General features: G+C 60.8%; 23 protein-coding genes and 1 pseudogene. 13 read left to right on the top strand and 11 right to left on the bottom strand.

Features of this window, described 5'->3' with window-relative positions; translation table 11 throughout:
• Positions 1-39 precede the first annotated feature (39 nt).
• The 3 genes from AB4O08_RS10675 (at position 40) to AB4O08_RS10665 (ending at position 1,839) form a co-directional block, all read left to right on the top strand.
• The gene (locus AB4O08_RS10675; RefSeq protein WP_460114854.1) at positions 40-315 is read left to right on the top strand and encodes a polyhydroxyalkanoic acid system family protein; all 276 of its coding nucleotides are present in this window, start codon (positions 40-42) and stop codon (positions 313-315) included.
• 105 nt (positions 316-420) lie between these two features.
• Positions 421-843 (top strand): phasin family protein, encoded by a 423-nt coding sequence (locus tag AB4O08_RS10670; protein ID WP_021492329.1) that lies wholly within the window; start codon positions 421-423, stop codon positions 841-843.
• Between the two features lie 12 nt (positions 844-855).
• Positions 856-1,839 carry a phasin family protein gene (locus AB4O08_RS10665; protein WP_010213784.1) on the top strand — a complete coding sequence of 328 codons (984 nt, stop codon included), beginning with the start codon at positions 856-858 and terminating at the stop codon, positions 1,837-1,839.
• A 78-nt stretch (positions 1,840-1,917) separates the two neighbouring features.
• On the opposite strand, the gene AB4O08_RS10660 is transcribed toward AB4O08_RS10665, so the two are convergent.
• The 10 genes from AB4O08_RS10660 to AB4O08_RS10615 form a co-directional block, all read right to left on the bottom strand.
• The gene (locus tag AB4O08_RS10660; protein WP_010213783.1) at positions 1,918-2,538 is read right to left on the bottom strand and encodes a TetR/AcrR family transcriptional regulator; all 621 of its coding nucleotides are present in this window, start codon (positions 2,536-2,538) and stop codon (positions 1,918-1,920) included.
• A 27-nt stretch (positions 2,539-2,565) separates the two neighbouring features.
• Positions 2,566-4,248, bottom strand: coding sequence for a class II poly(R)-hydroxyalkanoic acid synthase (gene phaC / locus AB4O08_RS10655; RefSeq protein ID WP_460114853.1), 1,683 nt, complete (start codon positions 4,246-4,248; stop codon positions 2,566-2,568).
• Positions 4,249-4,336: 88 nt separating this feature from the next.
• Complete coding sequence (gene phaZ / locus AB4O08_RS10650; RefSeq protein WP_010213781.1) at positions 4,337-5,182, bottom strand: poly(3-hydroxyalkanoate) depolymerase; 846 nt, start codon at positions 5,180-5,182, stop codon at positions 4,337-4,339.
• A gap of 149 nt (positions 5,183-5,331) precedes the next feature.
• Positions 5,332-7,011, bottom strand: a complete 1,680-nt coding sequence (phaC, locus tag AB4O08_RS10645; RefSeq protein ID WP_010213779.1) for a class II poly(R)-hydroxyalkanoic acid synthase — start codon at positions 7,009-7,011, stop codon at positions 5,332-5,334.
• 249 nt (positions 7,012-7,260) lie between these two features.
• Complete coding sequence (locus AB4O08_RS10640) at positions 7,261-7,638, bottom strand: gamma-butyrobetaine hydroxylase family protein (RefSeq protein WP_010213778.1); 378 nt, start codon at positions 7,636-7,638, stop codon at positions 7,261-7,263.
• 148 nt (positions 7,639-7,786) lie between these two features.
• Positions 7,787-9,124, bottom strand: a complete 1,338-nt coding sequence (gene hslU / locus AB4O08_RS10635; RefSeq protein ID WP_010213775.1) for an ATP-dependent protease ATPase subunit HslU — start codon at positions 9,122-9,124, stop codon at positions 7,787-7,789.
• Between the two features lie 36 nt (positions 9,125-9,160).
• Positions 9,161-9,691: an ATP-dependent protease subunit HslV gene (hslV, locus tag AB4O08_RS10630; RefSeq protein WP_003171209.1), complete on the bottom strand. Its 531-nt coding sequence runs from the start codon at positions 9,689-9,691 to the stop codon at positions 9,161-9,163.
• 257 nt (positions 9,692-9,948) lie between these two features.
• On the bottom strand, positions 9,949-10,650 hold the full coding sequence (locus AB4O08_RS10625) for an SPOR domain-containing protein (RefSeq protein WP_010213772.1): 702 nt from the start codon (positions 10,648-10,650) through the stop codon (positions 9,949-9,951).
• Position 10,651: 1 nt separating this feature from the next.
• Complete coding sequence (argS, locus tag AB4O08_RS10620; protein ID WP_038452573.1) at positions 10,652-12,388, bottom strand: arginine--tRNA ligase; 1,737 nt, start codon at positions 12,386-12,388, stop codon at positions 10,652-10,654.
• A gap of 110 nt (positions 12,389-12,498) precedes the next feature.
• Positions 12,499-14,718: a primosomal protein N' gene (locus AB4O08_RS10615; protein WP_106119064.1), complete on the bottom strand. Its 2,220-nt coding sequence runs from the start codon at positions 14,716-14,718 to the stop codon at positions 12,499-12,501.
• Positions 14,719-14,934: 216 nt separating this feature from the next.
• Between AB4O08_RS10615 and rpmE the strand changes: the two genes are divergently transcribed.
• The 3 genes from rpmE (at position 14,935) to AB4O08_RS10600 (ending at position 17,433) form a co-directional block, all read left to right on the top strand.
• Positions 14,935-15,153, top strand: coding sequence for a 50S ribosomal protein L31 (rpmE, locus tag AB4O08_RS10610; RefSeq protein WP_010213765.1), 219 nt, complete (start codon positions 14,935-14,937; stop codon positions 15,151-15,153).
• 35 nt (positions 15,154-15,188) lie between these two features.
• The gene (locus AB4O08_RS10605) at positions 15,189-15,983 is read left to right on the top strand and encodes a thermonuclease family protein (protein ID WP_460114852.1); all 795 of its coding nucleotides are present in this window, start codon (positions 15,189-15,191) and stop codon (positions 15,981-15,983) included.
• A 181-nt stretch (positions 15,984-16,164) separates the two neighbouring features.
• Positions 16,165-17,433: a malic enzyme-like NAD(P)-binding protein gene (locus AB4O08_RS10600; RefSeq protein ID WP_010213763.1), complete on the top strand. Its 1,269-nt coding sequence runs from the start codon at positions 16,165-16,167 to the stop codon at positions 17,431-17,433.
• Positions 17,434-17,624: 191 nt separating this feature from the next.
• Here AB4O08_RS10600 and AB4O08_RS10595 read toward each other — a convergent pair whose 3' ends face one another.
• On the bottom strand, positions 17,625-20,084 hold the full coding sequence (locus AB4O08_RS10595; RefSeq protein WP_370737443.1) for a penicillin-binding protein 1A: 2,460 nt from the start codon (positions 20,082-20,084) through the stop codon (positions 17,625-17,627).
• A 51-nt stretch (positions 20,085-20,135) separates the two neighbouring features.
• Between AB4O08_RS10595 and AB4O08_RS10590 the strand changes: the two genes are divergently transcribed.
• From AB4O08_RS10590 to aroB, 7 genes and pseudogenes are all read left to right on the top strand, one after another.
• Positions 20,136-20,282, top strand: a complete 147-nt coding sequence (locus AB4O08_RS10590) for a hypothetical protein (protein WP_021492324.1) — start codon at positions 20,136-20,138, stop codon at positions 20,280-20,282.
• Positions 20,283-20,305: 23 nt separating this feature from the next.
• Positions 20,306-20,959, top strand: a complete 654-nt coding sequence (pilM, locus tag AB4O08_RS10585) for a type IV pilus biogenesis protein PilM (protein WP_021492323.1) — start codon at positions 20,306-20,308, stop codon at positions 20,957-20,959.
• The gene (locus AB4O08_RS10580) at positions 20,956-21,510 is read left to right on the top strand and encodes a PilN domain-containing protein (protein WP_010213760.1); all 555 of its coding nucleotides are present in this window, start codon (positions 20,956-20,958) and stop codon (positions 21,508-21,510) included. Before pilM ends, AB4O08_RS10580 begins: the two co-directional genes overlap by 4 nt.
• Positions 21,507-22,466, top strand: coding sequence for a pilus assembly protein PilP (locus tag AB4O08_RS10575; RefSeq protein ID WP_431480220.1), 960 nt, complete (start codon positions 21,507-21,509; stop codon positions 22,464-22,466). Before AB4O08_RS10580 ends, AB4O08_RS10575 begins: the two co-directional genes overlap by 4 nt.
• A gap of 138 nt (positions 22,467-22,604) precedes the next feature.
• Positions 22,605-23,861, top strand: a pseudogene (locus tag AB4O08_RS10570) (type IV pilus secretin PilQ); the annotation flags it as partial.
• A gap of 4 nt (positions 23,862-23,865) precedes the next feature.
• The gene (gene aroK / locus AB4O08_RS10565) at positions 23,866-24,384 is read left to right on the top strand and encodes a shikimate kinase AroK (RefSeq protein WP_010213757.1); all 519 of its coding nucleotides are present in this window, start codon (positions 23,866-23,868) and stop codon (positions 24,382-24,384) included.
• A 125-nt stretch (positions 24,385-24,509) separates the two neighbouring features.
• Complete coding sequence (gene aroB / locus AB4O08_RS10560) at positions 24,510-25,610, top strand: 3-dehydroquinate synthase (protein ID WP_431480219.1); 1,101 nt, start codon at positions 24,510-24,512, stop codon at positions 25,608-25,610.
• Positions 25,611-25,620 lie beyond the last annotated feature (10 nt).

The following is a 25,620-nucleotide window of genomic DNA, read 5'->3' as shown; positions in this document are numbered from 1 at the left end:
TCGAAGGTATCCACTTCCCCATAAAGAGGAGTCATTGCAATGGCCCGTATAACCGTTGAGCGTGCACATTCCCTGGGTAAAGAAGGCGCACGTGCAAAGGCCGACAAGTTGGCGCACAAACTCAAGCAGCACTATGGCCTGGAGCCGTCGTGGTCCGGCGATACCTTGAACCTCAAGCGTTCGGGGGTTAAGGGCACTGTAGTCGTCGCCGATGATTCGTTGCGCATTGATGTGGAACTGGGCCTGTTGATGTCGGCCATGAGTGGCACCATCAAGTCCGAAATCGAAAAGGCCCTGGATAAAGCGTTGGCGTGATCAACCTGTTCTTAGGGTGCCGATTCTAATTTTCCAGCCTACTTTGTGCCCAAGCCCTCAACTCCTGTGGGCCGTTCCTCCACCCTATTCTGCGTGAGGTGCACCATGGCCAAAGTTATCCTGAAGAAAAAAATCGACGCCCATACCACTACCTTGAGCGAGGTTAAATCCTACGCCCGCAAGATCTGGCTGGCAGGACTTGGTGCTTATGCCAAGGTCGGAAGCGAGGGCGGCGATTACTTCAAAGAGTTGGTTAAAGCCGGTCAACATGTTGAAAGTAAAGGTAAAAAAGTTGCAGTTGAACAACTTGAAGCCGCCAACAGTCAGATTGACCAAGTAAAGAGTAATGTCTCCTCCGTCAAAGGTCTGGTAGAAGTTCAGCTTGATAAAGTTGAAAAAGCTTTTGACACTCGTGTTGCCAGTGCCTTGAATCGAATCGGCATTGCGTCTAAACATGACGTTGAGACACTCTCTGCTAAGCTCGAAGAGCTGACGACATTGCTAGAACGTGTCGCGCGTAAACACTAAGGAGACATCGGGATGGCTGTTAAAAAGACTACTCAGAAAGAAGGCAGCTCGTGGGTCGGGGAAGTTGAAAAATATTCCCGTAAGATCTGGCTTGCTGGTTTAGGCGTGTACTCGAAGGTTAGCAGTGACGGCGGCAAATACTTCGAGACTTTGGTCAAGGACGGCGAGAAGGCCGAGAAGTTGACCAAAACCACGGTTGGTAAAAAAGTTGAAGCGGCCAAGGCAACTGCCGGTTCCGCCAAGTCGAGCCTTTCGGACACTTGGGGCAAGTTGGAAGAAACTTTCGACAAGCGCCTCAACAGTGCCATTTCGCGACTGGGCGTGCCGAGCAAGGCAGAGCTGAAGACGCTGCACAGCAAGGTCGATACCCTGACCAAGCAAATCGAGAAACTGACCGGCGCTAAAGTGGCTCCCGTGAAAACGGCGGCGGCCAAACCGGCTGCCAAGCCAGCGGCGAAAACCGCAGCGGCCAAACCGGCTGCGAAAACTGCCGCCAAGCCTCTGGTGAAAGCTGCCGCGAAACCGGCTGCCAAACCCGCTGTCAAGGCAACCGCTAAACCCGCCGCCAAGCCGGCGGCAAAAACGGCAGCTGCCAAGCCCGCCGCCAAGTCGGCAGCTAAGCCGGTAGCCGCGAAAGCTGCTGCCAAGCCTGCCGCTAAGCCAGCAGCCAAGGCAGCCGCAAAACCTGCCGCCAAGCCTGCGGCTAAAACCGCAGCCGCAAAACCCGCTGCCAAACCCGCCGCTGCGAAACCTGCAGCCAAGCCGGTCGCCGCGAAACCCGCCGCCAAACCTGCTGCAGCCAAGCCAGCGGCAAAACCAACCGCCGCGAAGAAGCCAGCGGTAGCGAAAAAGCCAGCAGCATCGAAGCCTGCGGTTGCGGCAAAGCCTGCTACTGCGCCAACCGCTTCCACAGCCAACTCGGTGTCCGCGCCGACCCCTGCTGCTGTGACCCCGACTGCAACGCCGGCAACCCCGACGCCATCCAGTCAGTCCTGATTTTTCCCAGGACACAAAAAATGCCCGGCCTGCAAAGGTCGGGCATTTTTTTAGGTGTGTGGGCTTGCTCCGACATGTTTAGACGCTGTCATCCAGGTATTTCAGCGCGAACTTCTCGGTTGCCAAGCGTGCCGGCAGCAATAGATGCGGCGCTACCAGCATCATGACCTGGTACACCACCACCCGTACCTCACCTTCACGATCAATAATCCGTTGGTAATCCAACGAGAACAGCAGGGTCAACGTGATCTGCTCCACCAGTTGCCCCAGGGCCTGGGTGCTACTGACCAACTGACCTGCCGCCTTCAGTCGCGCCAGCAATGACGCCAGGGTCCGCTTGAGCGCAGTCAGCAGGTTGCGAATGCCTTTGGCCAGCTTCGGCAAACGCCCCGCCAGGTTCGACAAGTCCTGGAACAAGAACCGGTAATGCGCCATGCGCTCGACAATCAGGTGCAGGAACAGCCAGTAGTCCTCGGCCTCCAGTTGTGCGTCCGCCGGTGGGTCCAGCAGGGGCGCCAGCTCATTCTGGAAGCGTTCGAACAACCCGAGTACCAGTGGCTCCTTGCCATGGAAGTGGTAGTAGAGGTTGCCGGGGCTGATCCCCATTTCATTGGCCACCTCCATGGTCGACACGTTTGGCTCGCCCTTCTGGTTGAATAACTGCAGGGCACATTCAAGGATACGGTCGCGGGTCTTCATCCAGTCTTCTTAATGTGATCGCTGAGCTCAGCGCACCCGCACATAGGTGCCGGGCGCTGCTTCCATCGGTGGGTAATTCTGGTTGCCCAGGGCGGTAAGGGTTTCCCGTTGCACGCCGGAGCGCTGCTGGATCCACTCCAGCCATTGCGGCCACCAACTGCCTTCGACGTGGTTGGCGTCGTAGTACCAGGCGCGCGGGTCACTGCTCAGCTTGGGGTTCTCGACGTAATTGGCCTTGGGATTGCCCGGCGGGTTGAGAATGCTCTGGATATGCCCGCTGTTGGACAGCACGAAGCGCCGCTCGCCGCCCAGCAATTGGGTCGAGCGATACACCGCGTCCCATGGCGTGATGTGGTCGTTGATGCCTGCCACGCTGAAGCTGTCCACCGTGACCTTCTGCAAATCGATCGGTGTACCGCACACCTCCAGGCCACCGGGATGACTCAGCGGGTTGTGCTTGAAGAAGTCCAGCAGGTCGCCGTGCAGCGCGGCGGGCAGGCGCGTGTTGTCGTTGTTCCAATACAGGATGTCGAAGGCCGGCGGTTCCTTGCCCAGCAAGTAGTTGTTGATCCAGTAGTTCCAGATCAGGTCATTCGGACGCATCCAGGCGAACACCTTGGCCATGTCGCGGCCGTCCAGCACGCCTTGTTGATAAGACCGACGCTTGGCGGCTTCCAGGGTCTGCTCGTCGGCGAACAGCGTGGCGGGGCTGTCGATCTGGCTGTCCAGCAGGCTTACCAGGTAGCTGGCGCTTGAGATGCGGCGCAGCTGGCGTTTGGCTTGCAAATGGCCTTGCAGCGCGGCGATGGTCAGGCCGCCGGCACAGGCGCCCATCAGGTTGACCTCGCGGGCGCCAGTGATCGCGCGGCACACGTTGAGCGCTTCCTCCAGCGCCGCAACGTAGGTGGACAGGCCCCATTCGCGATGCCGTACATCCGGGTTTCGCCAGCTGACCATGAAGGTCTGCAAGCCGTTTTTCAGGGCGTACTGCACAAAGCTGTTGGCCGGGCTCAGGTCGAAAATGTAGTACTTGTTGATTTGCGGCGGCACGATCAGCAGTGGCTTGGCGTACTGCTTTTCGCTCATCGGCTTGTACTGGATCAGTTCCAGCAGTTCATTGCGAAACACCACCGAGCCGGGCGTGGTGGCGACCGTCTTGCCCACTTCGAAGGCATGCTTGCTCACCTGGCGCGGCAGGCCATTGTTGTGCAGCAGGTCTTCGAACAGATGGGTCACTCCGCGCACCACGCTGTTGCCGCCGGAGTTGAGCAGCTCCTTGATCGCCAGCGGGTTGAGCAGGGTGTTGGAAGGGGAGACCGCATCGTTGATCACCGAGAAGGCGAAGTGTGCGCGAGTGCGGTCATCGGCGCTCAGGGTGCTGTCATCGATCCAGTGCCGGGTCTGCTTCTGCCAGCTCAGATAAGCTTGCAGGCTACGCCGGTACAGTGGGTTGAGTGTCCAGGTGGGGTCGGTGAAGCGGCCGTCGTTGGGGTTGGGTTCGTGCACGGTTTCACCGAGCAATACGCGCCCCAGTTGTCCGCTCAACGCCCAGGCATGGCGAACGGTATGCACCGGGTTGCGCAAGCCGTGGGCGGCCACGCTGCGCAGGGTCGACAGCAGGTCCCGACCCCGCAGGCCGGTGATCGCATTTTGCGCATTGATGAACGCCGCCGGGGTGGGCGCCGGGTTCGTCACGGGTCTTTCTCGCATGAGCCAACACTCCTTCGTCAAGCCATCAAACAGGCATGCCAATTCAGAACCATAGTCGGTTCCTGGCAAGTTGCGCGGCGGTGTGTCCTTACACGGCCGGTCGCGGATGAATCACCGCACGCATGCGCTCCTCTTCGAGAAATTTCATGATGATCGGCGCCACGGCTTCCGCTCGGGTGATCAGGAACAGGTGGCCGTCATCGATGATGTGCAGCTGTGCATTGGGAATGCGCCAGGCCAGCATGCGCATGTTGATCAGCGGGATCAGCGGGTCGTCGTCCCCCGCCAGCACCAGGGTGGGTTGGCGGATCTTGTGCAGCCAGTGGATGCTGGTCCAGCCCAGTCCGGCGAACAGCTGCCAGTAGTAACCGAGCTTGCCGGCCGAGCGCACTTTGCTCGCGTGCTCGGCGGCCAGGTTCGAATCGCGGCGGAACGAGCCGCCATAAATCATCGGTGCGATGCGCACCACGTGGGACGGTTGGATGTAGCGCCGGGGACTGGCCATCAGCCACAGCACCTTGGGCTTGCCGGGCACCATAAAGGCCCCGGCAGCGGTGGCGGCGAGAATCAGTTTTTTGCAGCGTTCCGGATAGTCATAGGCGAACTGTTGCGCCAGCGCACCGCCCCAGGACACACCCACGGCGTTCACTTGGCCATAGTCCAGGTAATCGAGCATGCGCGCGGTGAGTTTGGCCAGGCCGGGAAAGCGATAGGGTCGTTTGGGCGTCGAGGAGCCGCCCACGCCAGGCACATCGAAGGCGATCACTTCCAGGTCCGGGTCCAGCGCCTGGACGAATGGAAATACCAACTCAAGGTTGGCGCCGATGCCATTGAAGATCAGCAACGGCGTCAAGTGAGGCTTGCCCGGGCGCACCGCCGTGCGGAGGGCCTGGCCATCCAGGTCGATGGTACGAAAGATGAACGGTTGCGGCATGCTCAAGCCCTGTGAGGTGGTGCATAGGTCTAATGGGCGGTGCGGACCTTGTGGCAGCTTGCTTGCCTGCGATGCCGGCGGTGAATGCAACACCGCTTCCGCAGGCAAGCCAGCTCCCACATCGGTCTCATTTCAACCACAAGGTCGGGTTAGCGTTCATGCACATATGTTCCCGGCGCAGCTTCGGCTGCGGCGTACGTTTTATTACCTAATACCGTCGGTGCTTTCTTTAATTTGCCCGCCCGTTCCGCCTGCCAGGCCTGCCAATGCAGCCACCAGGAATCCGTATGCTTGGTCGCGTTTTCCTGCCACTCCAGCGGCTTGCCGGCCAGGCTGTCGTTGGTCTGGTAACGCGCCTTGGGGTTGCCTGGCGGGTTGAGGATGCTCTGGATATGCCCGCTGCTGGACAGTACAAACTCCACCTTGCCACCGAACAACTGTGCTGATTTGTAGCAGGATTGCCACGGCGTGATGTGGTCATTGGTGCCGGCCAGTGAATAAATATCGGCAGTGACTTGCTTGAGGTCGATAGGCGTGCCGCACACTTCCAGGGCATTCGCCCGCACCAAAGGGTTGTTCTTGAACAGCTCGATCAGGTCGCCGTGGAATGCCGCCGGCAAACGCGTGGTGTCGTTGTTCCAGAACAGGATGTCGAACACCGGCGGCTCATTGCCCAGCAGGTAGTTGTTGACCCAGTAGTTCCAGATCAGGTCGTTGGGGCGCATCCACGCAAACACCTTGGCCATGTCGCGGCCTTCCAGCACACCGGCCTGGTAGGAGTGGCGCTTGGCCGCCTCCAGGGTCTGCTCGTCGACGAACAGTGCCACCTGGGTGTCCAGCGTGGTGTCCAGCACGCTCACCAGCAGTGTCAGGGCATTGACCTTTTTCTCCCCCAGCGCCGCATAGTGACCGAGCAACGCGGTGCAGGTGATACCGCCGGAACAGGCGCCGAGCATGTTGATGTCCTTGCTGCCGGTAATCGCGGTGACCACATCCACGGCTTCCTTGAGCGCATCGATATAGGTCGACAGCCCCCACTCGCGCTGGGCCTTGGTGGGGTTGCGCCAGCTGACAATGAAGGTTTGCTGGTTATTGCGCAGGCAGAAACGCGCCAGGCTCTTTTCCGGGCTCAGGTCGAATACATAGAATTTGTTGATCTGTGGCGGCACCACCAGCAGCGGGCGTTCGTGCACCTGTTCGGTGATCGGCTTGTACTGGATCAGCTCCAGCACGTCGTTGCGAAACACCACCGAGCCTTCGGTCGTGCCCAGGGTCTTGCCCACTTCAAAGGCGCCCATGTTCACCTGGCTCGGCATGCCGCCGTTGTGCACCATGTCCTTGGCCAGGTGGGACAAGCCATCGAGCAGGCTCTTGCCGCCGGTTTCAAAGAAGCGTTTGACCGCTGCCGGATTGGCCGCGCTGTTGGTGGGGGCCATGGCTTCGGTCATCAGGTTGATCACGAAGTGGCCGCGGCTGATGTCCTGTTCCGACAGGTTACTGTCGCCGATCCAGTCGTGCAGTTCCTTGCGCCACGCCAGGTAGGTTTGCAGATAGCGTTTGTACAGCGGGTTCTGGCTCCAGGCCGGGTCCTGGAAGCGACGGTCGTCGTTCTCGGGCACCAACGCGGACTTGCCGAACATCACGTTCTTCAACTCAACGCCAAAATGTGCGACGTGCTTGACGCTGTGCAACGGTTGTTTGATGGCTTGGGTCAGCACCATCTTCGCTGATGCGAGTAAATCCTTTTTACGTAACGCGATGATCGGATTGAGCCCCAGGGTGTTTTCCGAGGCCTGGCGTTTCAAGTCATCGTTGTTCTTGTTACTCATCTACGACGCTCCATTGTCCGAAAGACGAGTACCGGGGACCGCTGCGCACCCAGTTTCGATACACAACACAAGCCTGGTACTGCGACTCGGGTGACCGTTGATACCGCATCGTCAAATGCAGGGAACTTGCCAGTTCCATTGGTTACCCGAGTTTAATTTTTTTCGCAAGCGGACCAATCGTTGGTCACGCGACAGGGCATTCAAGCAGATGAAATTAGAAAATGCCCTCTAAAGAGCAAGACCCCTGGGCTAGAGCATCAGCCGCACGACCGACTGATCCGGATCGCGGGTTTTGCCGGCTGCTTTGAGTTCGGCGAGGTAATCAGCCCACAGCGCGTCCTGACGCACGGCCAGTTGGTAGAGGTAGTCCCAGGTGAACAGTCCGCTGTCATGGCCGTCGTCGAAGGTCAATTTCAGTGCGTACTGACCGGCTGGTTCGACCTTGGTCAACCGGACGTTGAGCTTGCCGAATTGCAGGATGGGTTTGCCGTGACCCTGGACCTCGGCGGAAGGCGAGTGGGTGCGCAGCAGTTCGGCAGGGAGTTGGTACACCTCGTCGGGCCCGTAGGTAAGGCCGAGGGTGTTGGAGGTTTTGTGCAGGTTTACAGCTGTAGGAAATTTGGACATTGGAGATGATCCTGAAGGAACCGGCTCGAAAATGTGGGAGCGGGCATGCTCGCGAATGCGCAGTGTCAGTCAGTACAGGTGTGACTGATACACCGCATTCGCGAGCAAGCCCGCTCCCACCTTAAAGCAAAGCGGCTCTGCGTGAGGCTTACAGGATATAACGAGACAGATCTTCGTTCTGCGCCAACTCGCCCAAGTGGCTGTTGACGTACTCAGCATCAATCTTGATCACTTCGCCATTCTGCGCACCGGCCAGGTCGCCGGCGCTGAAGGATACTTCCTCCAGCAAACGCTCCAGCAGCGTGTGCAAACGACGGGCACCGATGTTCTCGGTCTTCTCGTTGACCTGCCAAGCAATCTCCGCCAGGCGCTTGATACCGTCCGCCTGGAACTCGATACCCAAGCCTTCGGTTTTCAGCAGCTCACGGTATTGCTCGGTGAGCGACGCGTGCGGCTCACTGAGGATGCGCTCAAAGTCGCCAGGGGTCAGCGCCTTGAGTTCCACGCGGATCGGCAGGCGGCCTTGCAGCTCCGGCACCAGGTCGCTTGGCTTGCTCAGGTGGAATGCACCGGAGGCGATAAACAGGATGTGGTCGGTCTTGACCATGCCCAGCTTGGTGTTCACGGTGCAGCCTTCGATCAGCGGCAGCAGGTCGCGCTGTACGCCTTCACGGGACACATCCACGCCGCCGGAGTTGCCGCGCTTGGCCACCTTGTCGATCTCGTCGATAAACACGATGCCGTGCTGCTCGACCGCTTCCAGGGCCTTGGCCTTGAGTTCTTCCTCATTGACCAGGCGCCCGGCTTCTTCGTCACGCACCAGTTTCAGGGCTTCCTTCACCTTGAGCTTGCGGCTTTTCTTCTTGCCCTTGCCCATGTTGGCGAACAGGTTCTGCAACTGGCTGGTCATTTCTTCCATGCCAGGCGGGGCGGAGATGTCGACGCCGGAGACTTCGGCGACTTCGATCTCGATTTCCTTGTCGTCCAGCTGGCCTTCACGCAGTCGCTTGCGGAACAGCTGGCGGGTGTTGGAGTCCGAGGCCGGCGCGGCGTCCTCGTTGAAACCCATGCGTGCCGGTGGCAGCAGGGCGTCGAGGATGCGTTCTTCGGCGGCGTCTTCGGCGCGGTGGCTGACCTTGGTCATTTCCTGTTCGCGCAGCAGCTTCAGGGCGGCGTCGGCCAGGTCACGGATGATCGACTCGACGTCGCGGCCCACGTAGCCCACTTCGGTGAACTTGGTGGCTTCGACCTTGATGAACGGCGCGTTGGCCAACTTGGCCAGGCGACGGGCGATTTCGGTTTTACCGACGCCGGTAGGACCGATCATCAGGATGTTCTTTGGCGTTACTTCAACGCGCAGTTCTTCGGGCAGTTGCATCCGGCGCCAGCGGTTACGCAGCGCGATGGCAACGGCGCGCTTGGCATCGTCCTGGCCGATGATATGGCGGTTGAGTTCATGGACGATTTCGCGGGGAGTCATGGACATAGTGTTTGGCGGCCTCAAGCGGAATAAGCCTACGGCTTACTCGGCGAGGTCCTGCTCCTCAATGGTCTGGTTGTGGTTGGTGAACACGCAGATATCGCCGGCAATGCCCAGGGCTGTCTCGACGATTTCGCGAGCCGACAGGTCGGTCTTCTTCAGCAGTGCGCTGGCTGCCGCCTGGGCGTAGCCACCGCCGGAACCCATGGCGATCAAGCCATGTTCAGGCTCAACCACATCGCCGTTGCCGGTGATGATCAGAGAAGCGTCTTTGTTGGCGACGGCCAGCATGGCTTCCAGACGGCTGAGGGAGCGGTCGGTACGCCATTCTTTGGCGAGTTCGACGGCTGCGCGCACGAGATGGCCCTGGTGTTTTTCCAGCTGGCCTTCGAAACGTTCGAAGAGGGTGAAGGCGTCGGCGGTAGCGCCGGCAAAGCCTGCGAGAACCTGGCCGTGGTACAGGCGACGCACTTTCTTGGCGTTGCCTTTCATTACGGTATTACCCAGGGAAACCTGGCCGTCGCCGCCCATGACGACTTTGCCGTGGCGACGTACTGAAACGATGGTGGTCAAGGGGAGAGTCTCCACGCAGCGGGGCGAAAATGCCCTGATGGAAACTGATATGGGGGTGGTGAGGGGGATTTCAACTGTAGGACGGGAGGGCGGACGAGTGGTGTTTATGTGCCGGACTCGGTCCTGAGGCCGCTTTAAATCAACTGTGGGCGCGGGCTTGCTCGCGAATGCGCTAGATCAGTCGATACATCGGGTGACTGATACACCGTATTCGCGAGCAAGCCCGCTCCCACATTTTGATTAGCGTTGACTGTGAATCAGCGGCTCTGGCGTTGTTGTAACAACAGGTTGCTAAAGCCCGCGCCGGCCAATTGTTTCTGTGCCACGGTCAGCTGTTCACGGTTGCTGAACGGCCCCACCAGCACGCGATACCAAGTCGCATCCTTCACGGTGCCGGACTCTACCGTCACCGACTGGCCCAGCAGAATGATCTGCGCCCGTACACGATCTGCATCCGCCTGTTTCGGGAACGAGCCCGCTTGCAGGAAGAACTTGGTCACCGGCGCGGCCTTGGTCTCGGCAACCGGCGGTGCTGGCGGTGGGGTGATCCCGGCCAGTGCGGCCTGGGCACGCGCCGTGTCGATTTTCGCCGCCTCAGCAGGCGTGACCGGTGTGGTCGGCACCTGTGGCGTCGGCAGGGTTTTCTCCGGCACGGCGTCAGGCGGCACGATCACTTCCGACTCCGGCAGCAACGTGTAGAAATCGTACTTAGGCTTCACCGGTGCCGTCGGGCTCGGCGCAGTCTTGTTGGCTTCGGCCATTTTCGTGGCTTTCTGTTGTTCCTGCTTGACCCGTTTGACGTCATCGCCCTTGCCCGGATCCAGTTTCATCAGGAACACGATAAACGCGCCGACGGTGAGGCCGATCGCCAGCCACAGCCAGCCCGGAATCGGCTTCTTCGCCGGGGCCTGGTAGCGGCTGGCGCCGCGCTTGGGTGCAGGTTTTTTCTTGGCAGCCAACTTACATACGCTCCAGAGTTTCCAGGCCCAACAGTTCCAGGCCTTGCTTGAGGGTCCGTCCAGCCAGAGCGGCGAGGCGCAGGCGGCTCTGCTTCTGGGCTTCGTCGTCGGCGGTCAGGATCGGGCAGTTCTCGTAGAAGCTGGAGAACAGGCCGGCGACCTCGTACAGGTAGGTGCACAGGATGTGTGGCGTGCCTTTCTCGCCGACGCTGTTCAGCACTTCGCCGAATTGCGCCAGCTTGGCGGCCAGCTCCTGTTCATGGGTTGCCTCGAGGTTGATCTGGCCTTCGACTTCGCTGAAGTCCTTGCCCAGCTTGCGGAACACGCCGGCCACACGGGTGTAGGCGTACAGCAGGTAAGGCGCGGTGTTGCCTTCGAAGTTGAGCATCAGCTCGAAGTTGAAGCTGTAGTCGCTGGTGCGGTGCTTGGACAGGTCGGCGTATTTCACTGCGCCAATGCCCACCACGCGGGCAATGTTGCGCAGGTCGGCCTCGGCCAGCTCCGGGTTTTTCTCTTTCACCAGGTTGTAGGCACGCTCCTGGGCTTCGGTAAGCAGGTCGATCAGCTTCACGGTGCCGCCGTCGCGGGTCTTGAACGGACGGCCGTCGGCGCCGTTCATGGTGCCGAACCCCATGTGTTCCATGTGCATCGGGTGGGTGACGAAACCGGCGCGACGCGCCACTTCGAACACCTGCTGAAAGTGCAGGGCCTGACGCTGGTCGACGAAATACAGCGCGCGATCGGCCTTGAGTACGCCGCTGCGGTAGCGCACGGCTGCCAGGTCGGTGGTGGCGTAGAGGTAGCCGCCATCGGCCTTGACGATGATCACCGGCAGCGGCTCGCCGTCCGCCGTCTTGAATTCTTCCAGGAACACGCACTGCGCGCCGTTGCTCTCCACCAGCAGGCCCTTGGCCTTGAGGTCGTTGACCACGTTGATCAGGTCGTCGTTGTAGGCGCTTTCGCCCATCACGTCGGCCATGGTCAGCTTGACGTTGAGCAGCTCGTAGATTTCCTGGCAGTGGGACAGTGAAATCTCACGGAAGCGGTTCCACAGCGCCAGGCATTCCTTGTCGCCGGCTTGCAGCTTGACCACCAGGCCACGGGCGCGCTCGGCGAACTCTTCGGATTCGTCGAAGCGCTTCTTGGCGGCGCGGTAGAAGTTTTCCAGGTCCGACAGCTCGTTGCTGGTGATCGGGTTTTCCTGCAGGTAGGCCATCAACATGCCGAACTGGGTGCCCCAGTCGCCCACATGGTTCTGACGGATCACGGTGTCGCCGAGGTACTCCAATACGCGTGCCACGCCGTCACCGATGATGGTGGAGCGCAGGTGGCCCACGTGCATCTCTTTAGCCAGGTTCGGTGCCGACAGGTCAATTACCACGCGTTGCAGCGGGCCGGCCTTGTGCACGCCGATCTTGGCGTCGGCCAGGGCCGCATCCAGGCGCGACGCCAGGGCCTGGGTGTTCTGGAAGAAGTTGATGAAGCCAGGGCCGGCGATTTCAGCCTTGCTCACGCTTTCGTCGACAGGCAGCGCAGCGATGATTTTCTCTGCCAGGTCGCGCGGCTTCATGCCCGCGGGCTTGGACAGCATCATCGCGATGTTGCTGGCGAAGTCACCGTGGGTCTTGTCGCGGGTGTTTTCCACCTGGATCGCCGGCGTCAGGCCTTCAGGCAACACACCTTCGTTGACGAGTTGGGTGAGGGCTTGTTGGATCAGCTGGCGAATGGTGTCTTTCATGGTGTTCTCTTTCGACCGCAAGCGGCGGCGCGCGATGCGCAGGTGGAAAAACTGAGCATTATCCGTGGCGAGGGCGGGCTTGCCAACCTTCGCGGGACCTATGGCCAGGCTTAATACAAATCTACCGGGTCTACGTCCAACGACCATCGCACTTGGCGACCGCTGGGCATTTGCTCCAGGGCAAGCAACCAGCTACTTAATAGTCGATGCAGGGGCGCGCGCGAGGTTGCCTGCAAGAGTAGTTGAGCGCGATAACGCCCGGCGCGGCGCTCCATGGGCGCGGGCACCGGGCCGAGCAGTTCGATGCCGCTCAGGCCCAGTTCGCCAAGTAAACGTTCGGCGGCGCTGCAAGCTTCATCGAGGAAACCTTCGGCTTGCCCGGGTTTGTGGGCTTCGGCGCGCAACAGGGCCAAATGGGAAAAAGGTGGCAGGCCCGCGGCACGACGCTCGCTCAGCGCCTGCTCGGCGAAGGCAAAGTAGCCTTGTTCGGTCAGTTGGATCAGCAGCGGATGGTCGGCCAGGTGGGTCTGGATGATCACCCGGCCTGGCTCTTCGGCGCGGCCCGCGCGGCCGGCGACCTGCACGATCAACTGCGCCATGCGCTCGCTGGCGCGGAAATCCCCGGAGAACAGCCCGCCGTCGGCATCCAGGATCGACACCAGGGTCACCCGTGGAAAATGGTGCCCTTTGGCAAGCATCTGCGTGCCGATCAGGATGCACGGATGGCCTTTCTGGATGGTGGCGAACAGCTGGTTCATTGCATCTTTGCGCGAGGTGCTGTCGCGGTCGACTCGCAGCACCGGGTAGTCAGGGAACAGAATGCCCAGGCGTTCTTCGGCCCGTTCTGTGCCGGCACCGACGGGTCGCAGGTCGACTTTGCCGCATTGCGGGCAGTGGCGCGGTACGCGTTCCACATGGCCGCAGTGATGGCAGCGCAGTTCACCGTAGCGCTGGTGCACGGTCATGCGCGCGTCGCAGCGTTCGCATTCGGACATCCAGCCGCAGTCGTGGCACAGCAAGGTCGGTGCAAAGCCACGCCGGTTGAGAAACACCAAGACCTGTTGGCCGGCGGCGAGGGTCTGGCCGATGGCTTGTTGCATCGGTCCGGAAATGCCGCTGTCGAGTGGGCGGCTTTTGACGTCAAGGCGCAGGAAGCGTGGCTGCTTGGCGCCGCCGGCACGCTCATTAAGGCGTAGGAGGCCGTACCGCCCGGTGTAGGCGTTGTGCAAACTCTCTAAAGATGGCGTGGCCGAGCCCAGCACAATCGGGATGTCTTCCTGGCGTGCGCGCACTAGCGCCAGGTCGCGGGCGTGGTAGCGCAGGCCTTCCTGTTGTTTATAAGAGCCGTCGTGCTCCTCGTCGATGATGATCAGCCCGGGGTTTTTCATCGGGGTGAACAGCGCCGACCGGGTGCCGATAATAATGTCGGCCTCGCCGTCCCGTGCGGCCAGCCAGGATTCGAGGCGCTCACGGTCGTTGACGGCCGAGTGCACCAGAGCGATGCGGGCGTTGAAACGCTGTTCGAAGCGCGCCAGGGTCTGCGGGCCCAGGTTGATCTCGGGAATCAGCACCAGGGCCTGTTTGCCGGCTTGCAGGGTTTCGCGAATCAACTGCAAATAGACTTCGGTCTTGCCACTGCCGGTGACGCCGGCCAGCAGGAAGGCGTGGAAACTGTCAAAACCTGCGCGAATCGCTTCGTAGGCCGCACGTTGCTCCGGGTTCAGCGGCAATTCCGGTTGGGCCAGCCAGTGTTCGTGGCGGGCGTCGGGGGCGTGCTTGCGGATTTCCACCTGCACCAGGCCCTTGGCGAGCAACAGGTCGAGGCTGTCTTTGCTCAGCATCAATTTGCTTAACAGTTGATGGGCCACGCCATGTGGGTGTTGGGCCAGGGTCGCCAGGGCTTCACGTTGGCGCGGGGCGCGGGCGATGCGCGGGTCGTCGAGGCGCGCACCGGGCACCATCGACCAGAAGCGTTCCTGGCGCGCTTCGGCCAATTCGCCCTGGCGCAGCAGTACCGGCAACGCCCAACTGAGGGTATCGCCGAGGCTGTGCTGGTAATACTGGGCGGTCCACAGGCACAGCTTGAACAGGGCGGGCGGCAGCGGTGGGGTGGCGTCGAGCATGGCCAGCGCGGGCTTGAGTTTTTCCGCAGGCACTTCGCTGTGGTCCGCGACTTCCACCAGGATGCCGATCATTTCCCGTCGGCCAAACGGCACACGCACACGCATGCCCGGCTGCAGCTGTGCCCGCAGCACGCCGGCCGGGGCCCGATAATCGAACAGGCGGCGCAGGGGCGAGGGCAGGGCTAGGCGCAAAATGGCGTCGGGCACGCGGGGGGTCTCTTATAAAAGGCAGGCGGTGGCGCAGGGGCGGGAGCCTAGCAGACAGGGGAGGGCTTGGGTATGCCACGGTTTTCTGATGAAAGGAGGTTTTCAGTCGAATACGCGGCTTGCGTGATTAAAAAGGTCTGGTAGAATCCGCGGCCTAATTACGTGCGGTATTCGACAATAGTGTCGAGTGGCGGCACGCTAGCCCGAGGAAGTGCCATGAAAGCCGATATCCATCCAGCGTACGAAACCATCGAAGTCACCTGCAGCTGCGGCAACAAGTTCGAAACCCGTTCGAACCTGTGCAAGCCACTGGGTACTGACGTATGCAACGAGTGCCACCCGTTCTACACCGGTAAGCAGAAAACTCTGGACACCGGCGGCCGTGTACAGCGCTTTGCTGACCGTTTCGGTGCTTTCGGTGCCAAAAAGGCCTAAGGCCGATCAACTTGGGAAGCCGTTACGGTTTTTCCATGCTGATGAAAAAGGCGTCCCTTGTGGGCGCCTTTTTTGTGCCTGGGATTTGGCTCTCAGTCGCCCAGGCCGAGGTGTTTTGCCGCGCACCGACTTCCCTGGCCCAGGTGGAAGTGCAGCGCGTGGTGGATGGCGACACGGTGCGCCTCAAGGACGGCCGCAGTGTGCGGATGATCGGCCTCAATGCCCCGGAAACCGGCAAGAAGGGCCGCCCCGACGAGCCTTACGCGGTTGCCGCCCGCCAGCGTTTACAGGCATTGGTCGACTCCAGCGACGGCCGCCTCGGCTTGGTGGCTGGGCGCGAGAGCAAGGACCGCTACGGTCGCACGCTCGCCCACCTCTACGGCGCGAATGGTGAGAATCTTGAGGCGCGGCTGCTGGCCGAAGGCCTGGGGTTTCAGGTCGGTGTCGCGCCCAACGTTGATCTTGTTACCTGTCAACAGGCCGCCGAAAACAGCGCCCGTGACGCACGATTGGGCCTTTGGCGGCAATCGCCAGTGCAAAGCGTGGCGCAGCTCAAACAGTCCGGCTTCGCTCTGGTCAGTGGCCGAGTGAGCAAGATCGAACGCAATCGCGGCGGAATCTGGATCGAATTGCAGGGGGCACTGGTATTGCGCATTGCACCCGACCTCGTCCGTCAGTTCGACGCCGCAGGGCTCAGTGGTCTGCAAGGCAAGCTCGTCGAGGCCCGTGGCTGGGTACAGGATCGCGCCAAGCGCGGCGGCCTGAAAAACGGCCAGGTACGTTGGTTGTTGCCATTGACCGACCCTGGCATGCTCAAATCGACCGATTAAGAAAAAATTGTAGACATTTTTTTAATCGATTGTGAACAGTTGAGCCCTTGTATCCCGTGGCCTTAGACCAAAGTACGTCGCTTTAGGGCCTTGACACCTGTGACTGCCCAGTCTTGTGGGGACTTTACGACACGCGTATCCTCGGCGGTCCGTCGACCAACAGTAAAAGCGGAATGCCGATATGTCTGATTTGAAAACTGCCGCTCTCGAATATCATGCCCATCCTCGTCCAGGAAAGCTGAGTGTAGAGCTCACCAAAGCCACTGCCACTGCTCGCGACCTGTCGCTGGCCTACAGCCCTGGTGTTGCCGAGCCCGTACGTGAAATCGCCCGCGACCCTGAACTGGCGTACAAGTACACCGGCAAAGGCAACCTGGTTGCAGTGATTTCCGATGGCACCGCGATCCTCGGCCTGGGCAACCTCGGCCCATTGGCATCCAAGCCAGTCATGGAAGGTAAAGGCGTGTTGTTCAAGCGCTTTGCCGGCATCGACGTTTTCGATATCGAAGTCGATTCCGAAAGCCCGCAGGCTTTCATCGACACGGTCAAGCGCATTTCCATCACCTTCGGTGGCATCAACCTGGAAGACATCAAGGCACCTGAGTGCTTCGAGATCGAAAAGGCCTTGATCGAACAGTGCGACATTCCGGTATTCCACGATGACCAGCACGGCACCGCGATCGTTACCGCCGCCGGCATGATAAACGCCCTGGAAATCGCTGGCAAAACCCTGGCTGACGCCAAGATCGTCTGCCTGGGCGCCGGTGCTGCAGCTATCTCGTGCATGAAGCTGATCGTCAGCATGGGCGCCAAGCTGGAAAACATCTACATGGTCGACAGCAAGGGCGTGATCCAGTCCGAGCGTACCGACCTGAACCAGTACAAGGCGATGTTTGCGCATCCGTCTTCCAAGCGCACCCTGGCTGACGCCCTCGACGGTGCAGACGTGTTCGTCGGCCTGTCCGGCCCGAACCTGCTGAGCGCCGAAGGCCTCAAATCCATGGCGGCCAACCCGATCGTGTTCGCCTGCTCCAACCCGGACCCGGAAATCGCGCCGGAACTGGCACACGCCACCCGCGACGACGTGATCATGGCGACCGGCCGTTCGGACTACCCGAACCAGGTCAACAACGTGTTGGGTTTCCCGTTCATCTTCCGTGGTGCCCTGGACGTTCGCGCCAAGCGCATCAACGAAGAAATGAAAGTGGCTGCCGCCAACGCCCTGCGTGAACTGGCCAAGCTGCCGGTGCCTCAGGATGTGTGCGATGCCTATGGCGGCGCCAAGCTGGAATTCGGTCGTGAGTACATCATCCCGAAACCAATGGACAAGCGCCTGATCACCCTGATCTCCGACGCTGTGGCCAAAGCCGCTATCGAGACCGGCGTGGCCACCCTGCCGTATCCGAAAAACTACCCGCTGCAAAGCGTGGATGATGTGTTCAACGGCTAAGCCGTTGTAGCGCACCAACAAAAAGCCCCGGCTCTCGCGAGTCGGGGCTTTTTTGTGGTCGATTAGATCTAAAGGTGGGAGCAGGCTTGCCCGCGATAGCGGTGGATCAATCCGCTCATGTGGTGCCTGACACACCGCAATCGCGGGCAAGCCCGCTCCCACATTGGGCCTGTTTCAGGCCATAAATCTCACTAGAACAGATCGATCGGCGCCGCCTCATCCGCCGGCAACGGGCTGCCCGGTACAACGCCATTGCCCAGCTCGTTGACCGACGGCGGTGTGTCTTCGCTCTTGAACAGTTCGAAGTACGCATTCGGCGTGCTTGGCGAGGCCGCGCGGCCACTCACCGGGTCGATGCGCAGGCTGAGGATACCTTCCGGCTCCGGTTGGGTGTGGGGCGGCTTGTCCTTCAAGGCTGCGCCCATATAACTCATCCAGATCGGCAGCGCGACGGTGCCACCGAACTCGCGGCGACCCAAGCTTTCCGGTTGGTCATAGCCGGTCCACACGGTGGTCACGTAATCGGCGTTATAACCGGAGAACCAGGCGTCCTTGGACTCGTTGGTGGTACCGGTCTTGCCCGCAATGTCCGGACGCCCCAGGGCCAGGGCGCGGCGGCCGGTGCCCTTCTTGATCACGTCTTCAAGGATGCTGTTGAGGATGTAGGTGGTACGGCCATCCACGATGCGCTCGGCCACGGCGGGCGTCTGCGGTTCGGTTGCAGCAGCGTTGGTGGCCGGCGTGGTGCCAGGGGCCGGCTCGATGGTGATGCCGCCATTGCTCGGCGCCGCCAGGCCATCAGTCGCCGCTACACCGTTGACCACATCACCCGGCACGCGTGGCGGGTTGGCGGTGAACAGGGTGTCGCCGTTGCGGCTTTCAATCTTGTCGATCAGGTACGGCGCGATCTTGTAGCCGCCGTTGGCAAAGGTGCTCCAGCCCGTGGCGATTTCCATCGGCGTCAGGGTCGCAGTGCCCAGGGCCAGGGACAGGTTCGGCGGCAGGTCTGACTTGGAGAAGCCAAAGCGCGTCATGTAATCGATGGTCTTGCCGACGCCCATCGCCTGCAGCAAGCGGATCGACACCAGGTTGCGCGACTTGTACAGCGCCTCGCGGATACGGATCGGGCCGAGGAAGGTGTTGGTATCGTTCTTCGGACGCCAGACCTTGTCCAGGTACTCGTCGACAAACACGATCGGTGCATCGTTGACCAGGCTGGCGGCGGTGTAGCCGTTGTCCAGCGCGGCACTGTAGATAAACGGTTTGAAGCTCGAGCCCGGCTGGCGCTTGGCCTGGGTCGCACGGTTGTAGTTGCTCTGTTCGAACGCGAAGCCGCCGACCAGGGCGCGAATCGCACCGTTCTGCGGGTCCAGGGAGACCAGGGCGCCTTGGGCCAACGGCACTTGGCTGAACTTGAGGCTGTCGTCCTTCTGGCGCTGCACGCGGATCAAATCACCCACCTGGGCCACGTCAGACGGCTGCTTGGGCAGCGCGCCCATGCTGTTGGTGTTCAGGAATGGGCGTGCCCATTTCATGCTGTCCCACGCCACATGGGCTTCGCCAGTGCGGGTCAGCACCTGCAGGCCATCTTTCTTCACCTGGGTGACGATGGCCGGCTCCAGGCCGCTGATGGCGCGTTGTTTGCCCAGTTCGGTGGTCCAGGCGCTCAGGGTCTTGCCCGGCAGGCGCGACTCAGGGCCCCGGTAGCCGTGGCGCTGGTCGTAGGTGATCAGGCCTGAGTGCACCGAGTCATTGGCGATTTCCTGCAGGTTGCTCGGCACCGTGGTGGTCACCCGGAAACCTTCGGTGTACGCCTCGCTGCCATAGCGGCCGACCATCTCGGCGCGCGCCATTTCGGCGATATACGGGGCGTTCACTTCCGGCGTCGGCACGTGGTAGCTGGCGTTCAACGGTTCGGCGATGGCGCTTTCGTAAGCGGCCTGGTCGATCTTGCCCAGCTTGTACATGCGGCCCAGGATCCAGTCGCGGCGTTCTTTGCTTCGCGCCGGGTTGGCCAGCGGGTTGAAGCGTGACGGGGCCTTGGGCAGGCCGGCGATCATGGCCATCTGCGCCAGGCTGGCGTCACGGATGGACTTGCCATAGTAAACCTGGGAAGCCGCCTCGATCCCGTAGGCACGGTTGCCCAGGTAGATCTTGTTGACGTACAGCTCGAGGATCTCGTCCTTGGTCAACTGGCGTTCGATCTGCAGTGCCAGGAGGATCTCGGTAGCTTTACGTGAAAAGCTGCGCTCGCTAGTGAGGAAGAAGTTCTTCGCCACCTGCATGGTGATGGTGCTGCCGCCGGACTGAATGTGTCCGCTTTTTACCAATTGCGTGGCCGCGCGCACTAGGCTGCTGGGGTCGACGCCATAGTGGTTGGCAAAATTATCGTCTTCGGCCGACAGCAGGGCGCTGATGAAATTGGGCGGAATATCGGCAAAACGGATCGGTGTGCGGCGCATTTCGCCGAACTCCGCGATCAGTTTTTCATCGCTGCTGTAGACCCGCAAAGGAATCTGCAACTGGATACTTCTGAGGGCCTCTACCGAGGGCAAACCCGGACTAAGGTAGAGGTAGGCCCCGCTGAATACGAGCAGCAGCCCGCAAACGATGGCGACAATGGAGTACCCGAAAAACTTCAGCAGACGAATCAAGGCTTTTGGATTTCCAGAGAAAAGAATGAGTTAGGCCTCGGGGCATGCATGGCAAACGATGGATCGACCCGAGCTGCAGATAAAAAGCGGGAAAAAACGCTGGGCATTAAAGCATTTTTCGACTTGGGGCGTCATTCGCACCTGTTCAACAAGTCGACCGAATGCATGGCGCCCAGCGGCAATCAGGCGGTATGACAGACAAAGCTTTAGGGAGTTTTATGGGAAAAGGATTTTTCACGGGAAAAGCTCGCACCTTGCTGGGTGTCGACATCAATGACACGGCCATCCGCTTGATCGAGCTGGGCCGTTCACCTTCAGGTTTCAACATTCAAGGCTACGTCACGCAGGCGTTGCCGGCGCAAACGGTGGTCGACGGCACACTCCTTGATCTTGAAGGCGTAGGGCGCGCTTTGCGCAGCGCGTGGTCGCGGTTGTCGACATCGGTTCGTGGCGCTGCCGCTGCCGTGGCCGGGCCCTCGGTGATCACGCGGATGATTGATCTGGAAGCCGGCCTCACCGACGATGAGATGGCCTGGATGATCCAGATGGAGGCAGACCAGTACATTCCTTATCCGCTGGATGACGTGGCTATCGACTTTCAAGTGCGTGGGCCCACGGCCCTGGACCCGAACCGGGTCGAGGTATTGCTGGCCGCCTGCTTGAAGGAACAAGTGGAAGCCCGCGAGGCGGTTTTGGCCTTGGCGGGGCTGGTGCCGAAGGTGATCGATGTCGAAGCGTTTGCATTGGCGCGCGCTTGCAGTCAGGATTTCGCCAGCTTCACGCCGAGTCATCGCGTCGATGGTGCACAATGGGCCGTGGATGCCCAGGGGATGGGAATTGCTTGCGGGTTGGCCCTGAGGAGTTTCGCTTGAAGACACGAATCAACCTACTGCCTTGGCGCCAGGCGCTGGCAGAGCGGCGACGCAAGTATCTACTGGCGTGCTTGCTGGCGTTCGCCTGTGCGGCGCTCGCGGCCGTTTGGCTGGCGGACCAGGTGATCGACCGGGCCATCGATCGTCAAGTGACCCGCAATGACCATCTGGGCAAGGAGATCGTCGGCCTGGATTCACGCATCAAGACCATCGACGATCTGCAGGAGCAAAGCCAGCAGTTGGCGCAACGCATGAAAGTCGTTCAAGACCTGCATGATGCCCGCTCGTCCGGTGCTCAACTGTTGGACCAACTGGCCCGCGCGGTCCCCGACGGCGTGCACCTGCATGAGGTGGTGGCCAAGGGGGATACGGTCAGTATCAGCGGCAGCGCTGAATCCAGCCAGGACATCGCTCAATTGATGCGCCGCCTGGAAGCCGCGGAAGGCGCCCATTCCACTCGGTTGCAGCATGTGCGAACGGATGGCGCGCGCGGCAACAATCAATTCCAGCTGATGGTGCGTCAGGGAGAGTCCTCCGAGGCTCAACCTTGAGCCTGCCAAGGCTCAATCTTTCTGCACTCACTCACAACGCTGCAAAATGGTCCCTACCTGGCAAGGCCCTGTTGGGTTGTGCGCTGGCGGGCGTGGTGTTTGTGGTGGGCGACCTTGTGTACCTGAGCCCTTCGCGGGAACGGTTGCACCAGGTCGAGGCGCGGGAAGTGGCCCTGCAGCAGCAAGTCGCACAAAAGACTGGGCTGGCCGCCAGCCTTGCAGCGCGTACGCAGCAGCTCCAATTGATGCAAGCGAAGGTCGACGAACGTTTGCAGGCGTTGCCTGGCGAGTCCGAAATGCCTGGTTTGCTGGAAGACATCGCGCGTCTGGCGCTGGCCAACGGGTTGGTGGTCGAGAGCGTCACGCCTTTGGATGCGTTGTCCAGGTCGTTCTTTCACGAACAACCTGTGCAGGTCGGCGTCGCGGGGGCTTATCACGACCTGGCGATGTTCCTGGCGGGCCTGGGTGGCCTGTCGCGCATCGCCACGGTGCACGATGTGGTGCTTCGGCGTGACGGCAAGCGGTTGCGCCTTGACGTGCTGGCCAAGACTTACTGGCATGCGCAGGGCGGTGGGCGGCTCGTACAGCGGCAGCCCTTTGCCTACGACTCGTCCGCGTTGCGTGATCCATTTCACCGGCTTGCGGTGAAGGTCGATCATTTGAAGGGGCGCCCGGCCCGTGCGCCGGACTTTGCCCGGCCACGTGGCGTGCTGGAAAACCTTGCAGTGGACCAGTTTGAAATGGTTGGCACGCTGTCTCGTGGGGTGCAGGTTTTTGCTCTGCTACGTGCCTCGTCCAAGGTGCATCGCCTGACGGTCGGGGACTACCTGGGGCCCGACCATGGCCGAGTCACGGCCATTCATGAGCGCTCCGTAGAACTGGTCGAGCTGTTTCCCGATGGTCAGGGGGCATGGCTGGAGCGCCCGCGAACCCTGGTGCTAAACATCAACTCATAACGGAATCAAACAATGAAAAGGACTTTCTCGTCCTTCGGTGTGGCGCTATGGATAGCGTTCACGGCACCGATGGCTGCTGCTGTGCCCAATCGTGTAGATCTGATCCAGTTGCCGCCTCCCGGCGGTACCACGCTGAACGCCTACACAGGCGACAAGCTCAGCCTCAACTTCCAGAGCATCGAGTTGCGCACGGCGTTGCAACAAATTGCCGATGTGGCGGGCCTCAATCTGGTTGCCAGTGACGATGTGCAGGGTTCGATCACCCTGCGCCTCAAGGATGTGTCCTGGGATCAGGCGCTGGACCTGGTGCTGCAAGCCAAGGGCCTGGACAAGCGGGTGAAGGCCGGCGTGTTGTTGGTGGCGCCGGCCGAGGAACTGGCTGCGCGCGAGCTGCTCACGCTGGAATCGCGAAAGCAGATGGCCGAGCTGGCGCCGTTGCGCCGCGAGCTGCTGCAAGTCAATTACGCCAAGGCGGCAGACCTGGCCAAGTTGTTCCAGTCGGTCACCGGCCTTGAGGGCGTGACCGATGAGCGTGGTTCGGTGGCGGTGGATGATCGCACCAACAACATCATCGCCTATCAGACTGTCGAGCGACTGGAGGAACTGCGACGGATCGTGGCGCAGCTGGATATTCCCGTGCGCCAGGTGATGATCGAGGCGCGGATTGTCGAGGCCAATGTCGATTACGACAAAAGCCTGGGCGCGCGCTGGGGTGGGCGGCTCAATCGGGGTAACTGGGGCGCGGGTGGCATTGCGAAACCTCCGCCTGAGGGCGCCGCACCGCCGGAAAACCCACCCCCATCACCTTTTGTGGACTTGGGATCACTCACCGGCACCTCGGGCCTGGGCATTGCCTATATCACCGACAACCTGTTGCTGGACCTGGAGCTCACCGCCATGGAGAAAACCGGCAACGGCGAAATCGTCTCGCAACCCAAGGTGGTCACTTCCGACAAAGAAACCGCACGCATCCTCAAGGGCACCGAGATTCCCTACCAGGAATCCAGCTCCAGCGGCGCTACGTCAGTGTCGTTCAAGGAGGCCTCGCTGTCGTTGGAAGTCACCCCGCAGATCACCCCCGATGACCGCGTGATCATGGAGGTCAAGGTCACCAAGGATGAGCCCGACTACCTGAACAAACTCAACGACGTGCCGCCGATCAAGAAGAACGAGGTCAACGCCAAGGTATTGGTCAAGGATGGCGAGACCATCGTGATCGGCGGAGTTTTCTCCAATACCCAGAGCAAAGTGGTAGATAAAGTGCCATTTTTGGGCGATGTGCCGTATCTTGGCCGCCTTTTCCGGCGCGATGTGCTGGCGGAGAAAAAATCCGAGCTGCTGGTATTCCTGACTCCGCGTATTATGAATAACCAGGCGATTGCTGTGAGTCGTTGATTCTGTGCGAAATTTGATTCTTGTAGGACCGATGGGGGCTGGAAAAAGCACCATCGGCCGTTTGCTGGCCAAAGAGCTGCGCCTGCCGTTCAAAGATTCCGACAAGGAAATTGAATTGCGCACGGGTGCCAATATCCCATGGATCTTCGATAAGGAAGGCGAACTGGGCTTTCGTGACCGCGAGCAGGCGATGATTGCCGAGCTGTGCGGCTGCGATGGCGTGGTATTGGCGACCGGCGGCGGTGCGGTGATGCGCGATGAAAACCGCCGCGCGTTGCATGCCGGTGGTCGGGTGGTCTATCTGCATGCCTCGGTCGAGCAGCAGGTGGGCCGCACCGCCCGCGATCGCAATCGTCCGTTGCTGCGCACGGCCAACCCGGAGAAAACCCTGCGGGACCTGCTCACGCTGCGCGATCCGCTGTATCGGGAAATCGCCGATCTGGTGGTGGAAACCGATGAGCGGCCACCCCGGATGGTGGTCCTCGACATTCTTGAGCGCCTGCAACGGCTGCCACCCCGTTAAAGCCCGGCTCGAAATGCGCTATTCTCGGCGGCGCGCTATCACCCTGTGGGGTGTGGCGTAGAGCCATCAGGTGACGTCAGATCTTGACGTCGTCGGTCGTCACTCCATCTCTAACGCGGGGACACATGCAGACACTTAAGGTCGATCTAGGCGAGCGCAGCTACCCGATCCATATTGGCGAAGGTCTGCTGGACCAGCCCGAGTTGCTCGCACCGCATATTGCCGGGCGGCAAGTGGCGATCATCTCCAACGAAACGGTCGCGCCGCTGTATCTTGAGCGTCTGAGCCGCAGCCTGGCGGCGTATTCGGTGATCTCCGTGATCCTGCCCGACGGCGAAGCCCACAAGAACTGGGAAACCCTGCAACTGATTTTTGATGGCCTGCTGACTGCACGCCATGATCGCCGTACTACTGTGATCGCCCTGGGCGGCGGTGTGATCGGCGATATGGCCGGTTTTGCGGCGGCCTGCTACCAGCGCGGCGTGGACTTTATCCAGGTGCCGACCACCTTGCTGTCCCAGGTCGATTCGTCGGTGGGCGGCAAGACCGGCATCAACCACCCGCTGGGCAAAAACATGGTGGGCGCGTTCTACCAGCCTCAAGCCGTGCTGATCGACACCGCGACCCTCAACACCTTGCCGCCGCGCGAGCTGTCGGCGGGCTTGGCGGAAGTCATCAAGTACGGGTTGATCTGCGACGAGCCCTTCCTGACCTGGCTGGAAGAACATGTGGATGCCCTGCGCAACCTGGACCAGGCGGCACTCACTGAAGCGATTTCGCGCTCCTGCACGGCCAAGGCGCTGGTGGTGAATGCCGACGAACGGGAGTCCGGTGTGCGGGCCACCTTGAACCTGGGCCACACCTTCGGCCATGCGATCGAAACGCACATGGGCTATGGTGTGTGGTTGCATGGAGAGGCTGTAGCGGCTGGCACGGTGATGGCGTTGGAGATGTCGCAGCGTCTGGGCTGGATCAGCGCCCAGGAGCGTGATCGTGGCATCCGTCTGTTCCAGCGCGCCGGTTTGCCGGTCATTCCGCCGGAGGAGATGACTGAGGCGGATTTCCTCGAACATATGGCAATAGACAAGAAAGTGATCGACGGTCGACTGCGACTGGTGCTGCTGCGCCACATGGGCGAAGCAGTGGTGACCGACGATTATCCGAAAGAGATTTTACAGGCCACGCTGGGAGCGGATTACCGCGCCCTGGCCCAGCTTAAAGGTTAATAAGATCCCG

This window comes from Pseudomonas sp. H3_E07 (assembly GCF_054668895.1).
Note: the sequence above shows the minus strand (reverse complement) of the source record. Positions and strands in the feature narration are given on the sequence as shown.

What these genes read in the sequence shown, in the direction of transcription:
- AB4O08_RS10600 (WP_010213763.1), top strand. Translation starts at nt 16,165, where the DNA reads ATGTCTGATTTGAAAACTGCCGCTCTCGAATATCATGCCCATCCTCGT.
- AB4O08_RS10670 (WP_021492329.1), top strand. Translation starts at nt 421, where the DNA reads ATGGCCAAAGTTATCCTGAAGAAAAAAATCGACGCCCATACCACTACC.
- aroB (WP_431480219.1), top strand. Translation starts at nt 24,510, where the DNA reads ATGCAGACACTTAAGGTCGATCTAGGCGAGCGCAGCTACCCGATCCAT.
- phaC (WP_010213779.1), bottom strand. Translation starts at nt 7,011, where the DNA reads ATGAGTAACAAGAACAACGATGACTTGAAACGCCAGGCCTCGGAAAAC.
- pilM (WP_021492323.1), top strand. Translation starts at nt 20,306, where the DNA reads ATGGGAAAAGGATTTTTCACGGGAAAAGCTCGCACCTTGCTGGGTGTC.
- AB4O08_RS10640 (WP_010213778.1), bottom strand. Translation starts at nt 7,638, where the DNA reads ATGTCCAAATTTCCTACAGCTGTAAACCTGCACAAAACCTCCAACACC.
- AB4O08_RS10665 (WP_010213784.1), top strand. Translation starts at nt 856, where the DNA reads ATGGCTGTTAAAAAGACTACTCAGAAAGAAGGCAGCTCGTGGGTCGGG.
- AB4O08_RS10605 (WP_460114852.1), top strand. Translation starts at nt 15,189, where the DNA reads ATGCTGATGAAAAAGGCGTCCCTTGTGGGCGCCTTTTTTGTGCCTGGG.
- AB4O08_RS10590 (WP_021492324.1), top strand. Translation starts at nt 20,136, where the DNA reads ATGGCAAACGATGGATCGACCCGAGCTGCAGATAAAAAGCGGGAAAAA.
- hslU (WP_010213775.1), bottom strand. Translation starts at nt 9,124, where the DNA reads ATGTCCATGACTCCCCGCGAAATCGTCCATGAACTCAACCGCCATATC.
- AB4O08_RS10660 (WP_010213783.1), bottom strand. Translation starts at nt 2,538, where the DNA reads ATGAAGACCCGCGACCGTATCCTTGAATGTGCCCTGCAGTTATTCAAC.
- rpmE (WP_010213765.1), top strand. Translation starts at nt 14,935, where the DNA reads ATGAAAGCCGATATCCATCCAGCGTACGAAACCATCGAAGTCACCTGC.
- phaZ (WP_010213781.1), bottom strand. Translation starts at nt 5,182, where the DNA reads ATGCCGCAACCGTTCATCTTTCGTACCATCGACCTGGATGGCCAGGCC.
- phaC (WP_460114853.1), bottom strand. Translation starts at nt 4,248, where the DNA reads ATGCGAGAAAGACCCGTGACGAACCCGGCGCCCACCCCGGCGGCGTTC.
- AB4O08_RS10675 (WP_460114854.1), top strand. Translation starts at nt 40, where the DNA reads ATGGCCCGTATAACCGTTGAGCGTGCACATTCCCTGGGTAAAGAAGGC.
- argS (WP_038452573.1), bottom strand. Translation starts at nt 12,388, where the DNA reads ATGAAAGACACCATTCGCCAGCTGATCCAACAAGCCCTCACCCAACTC.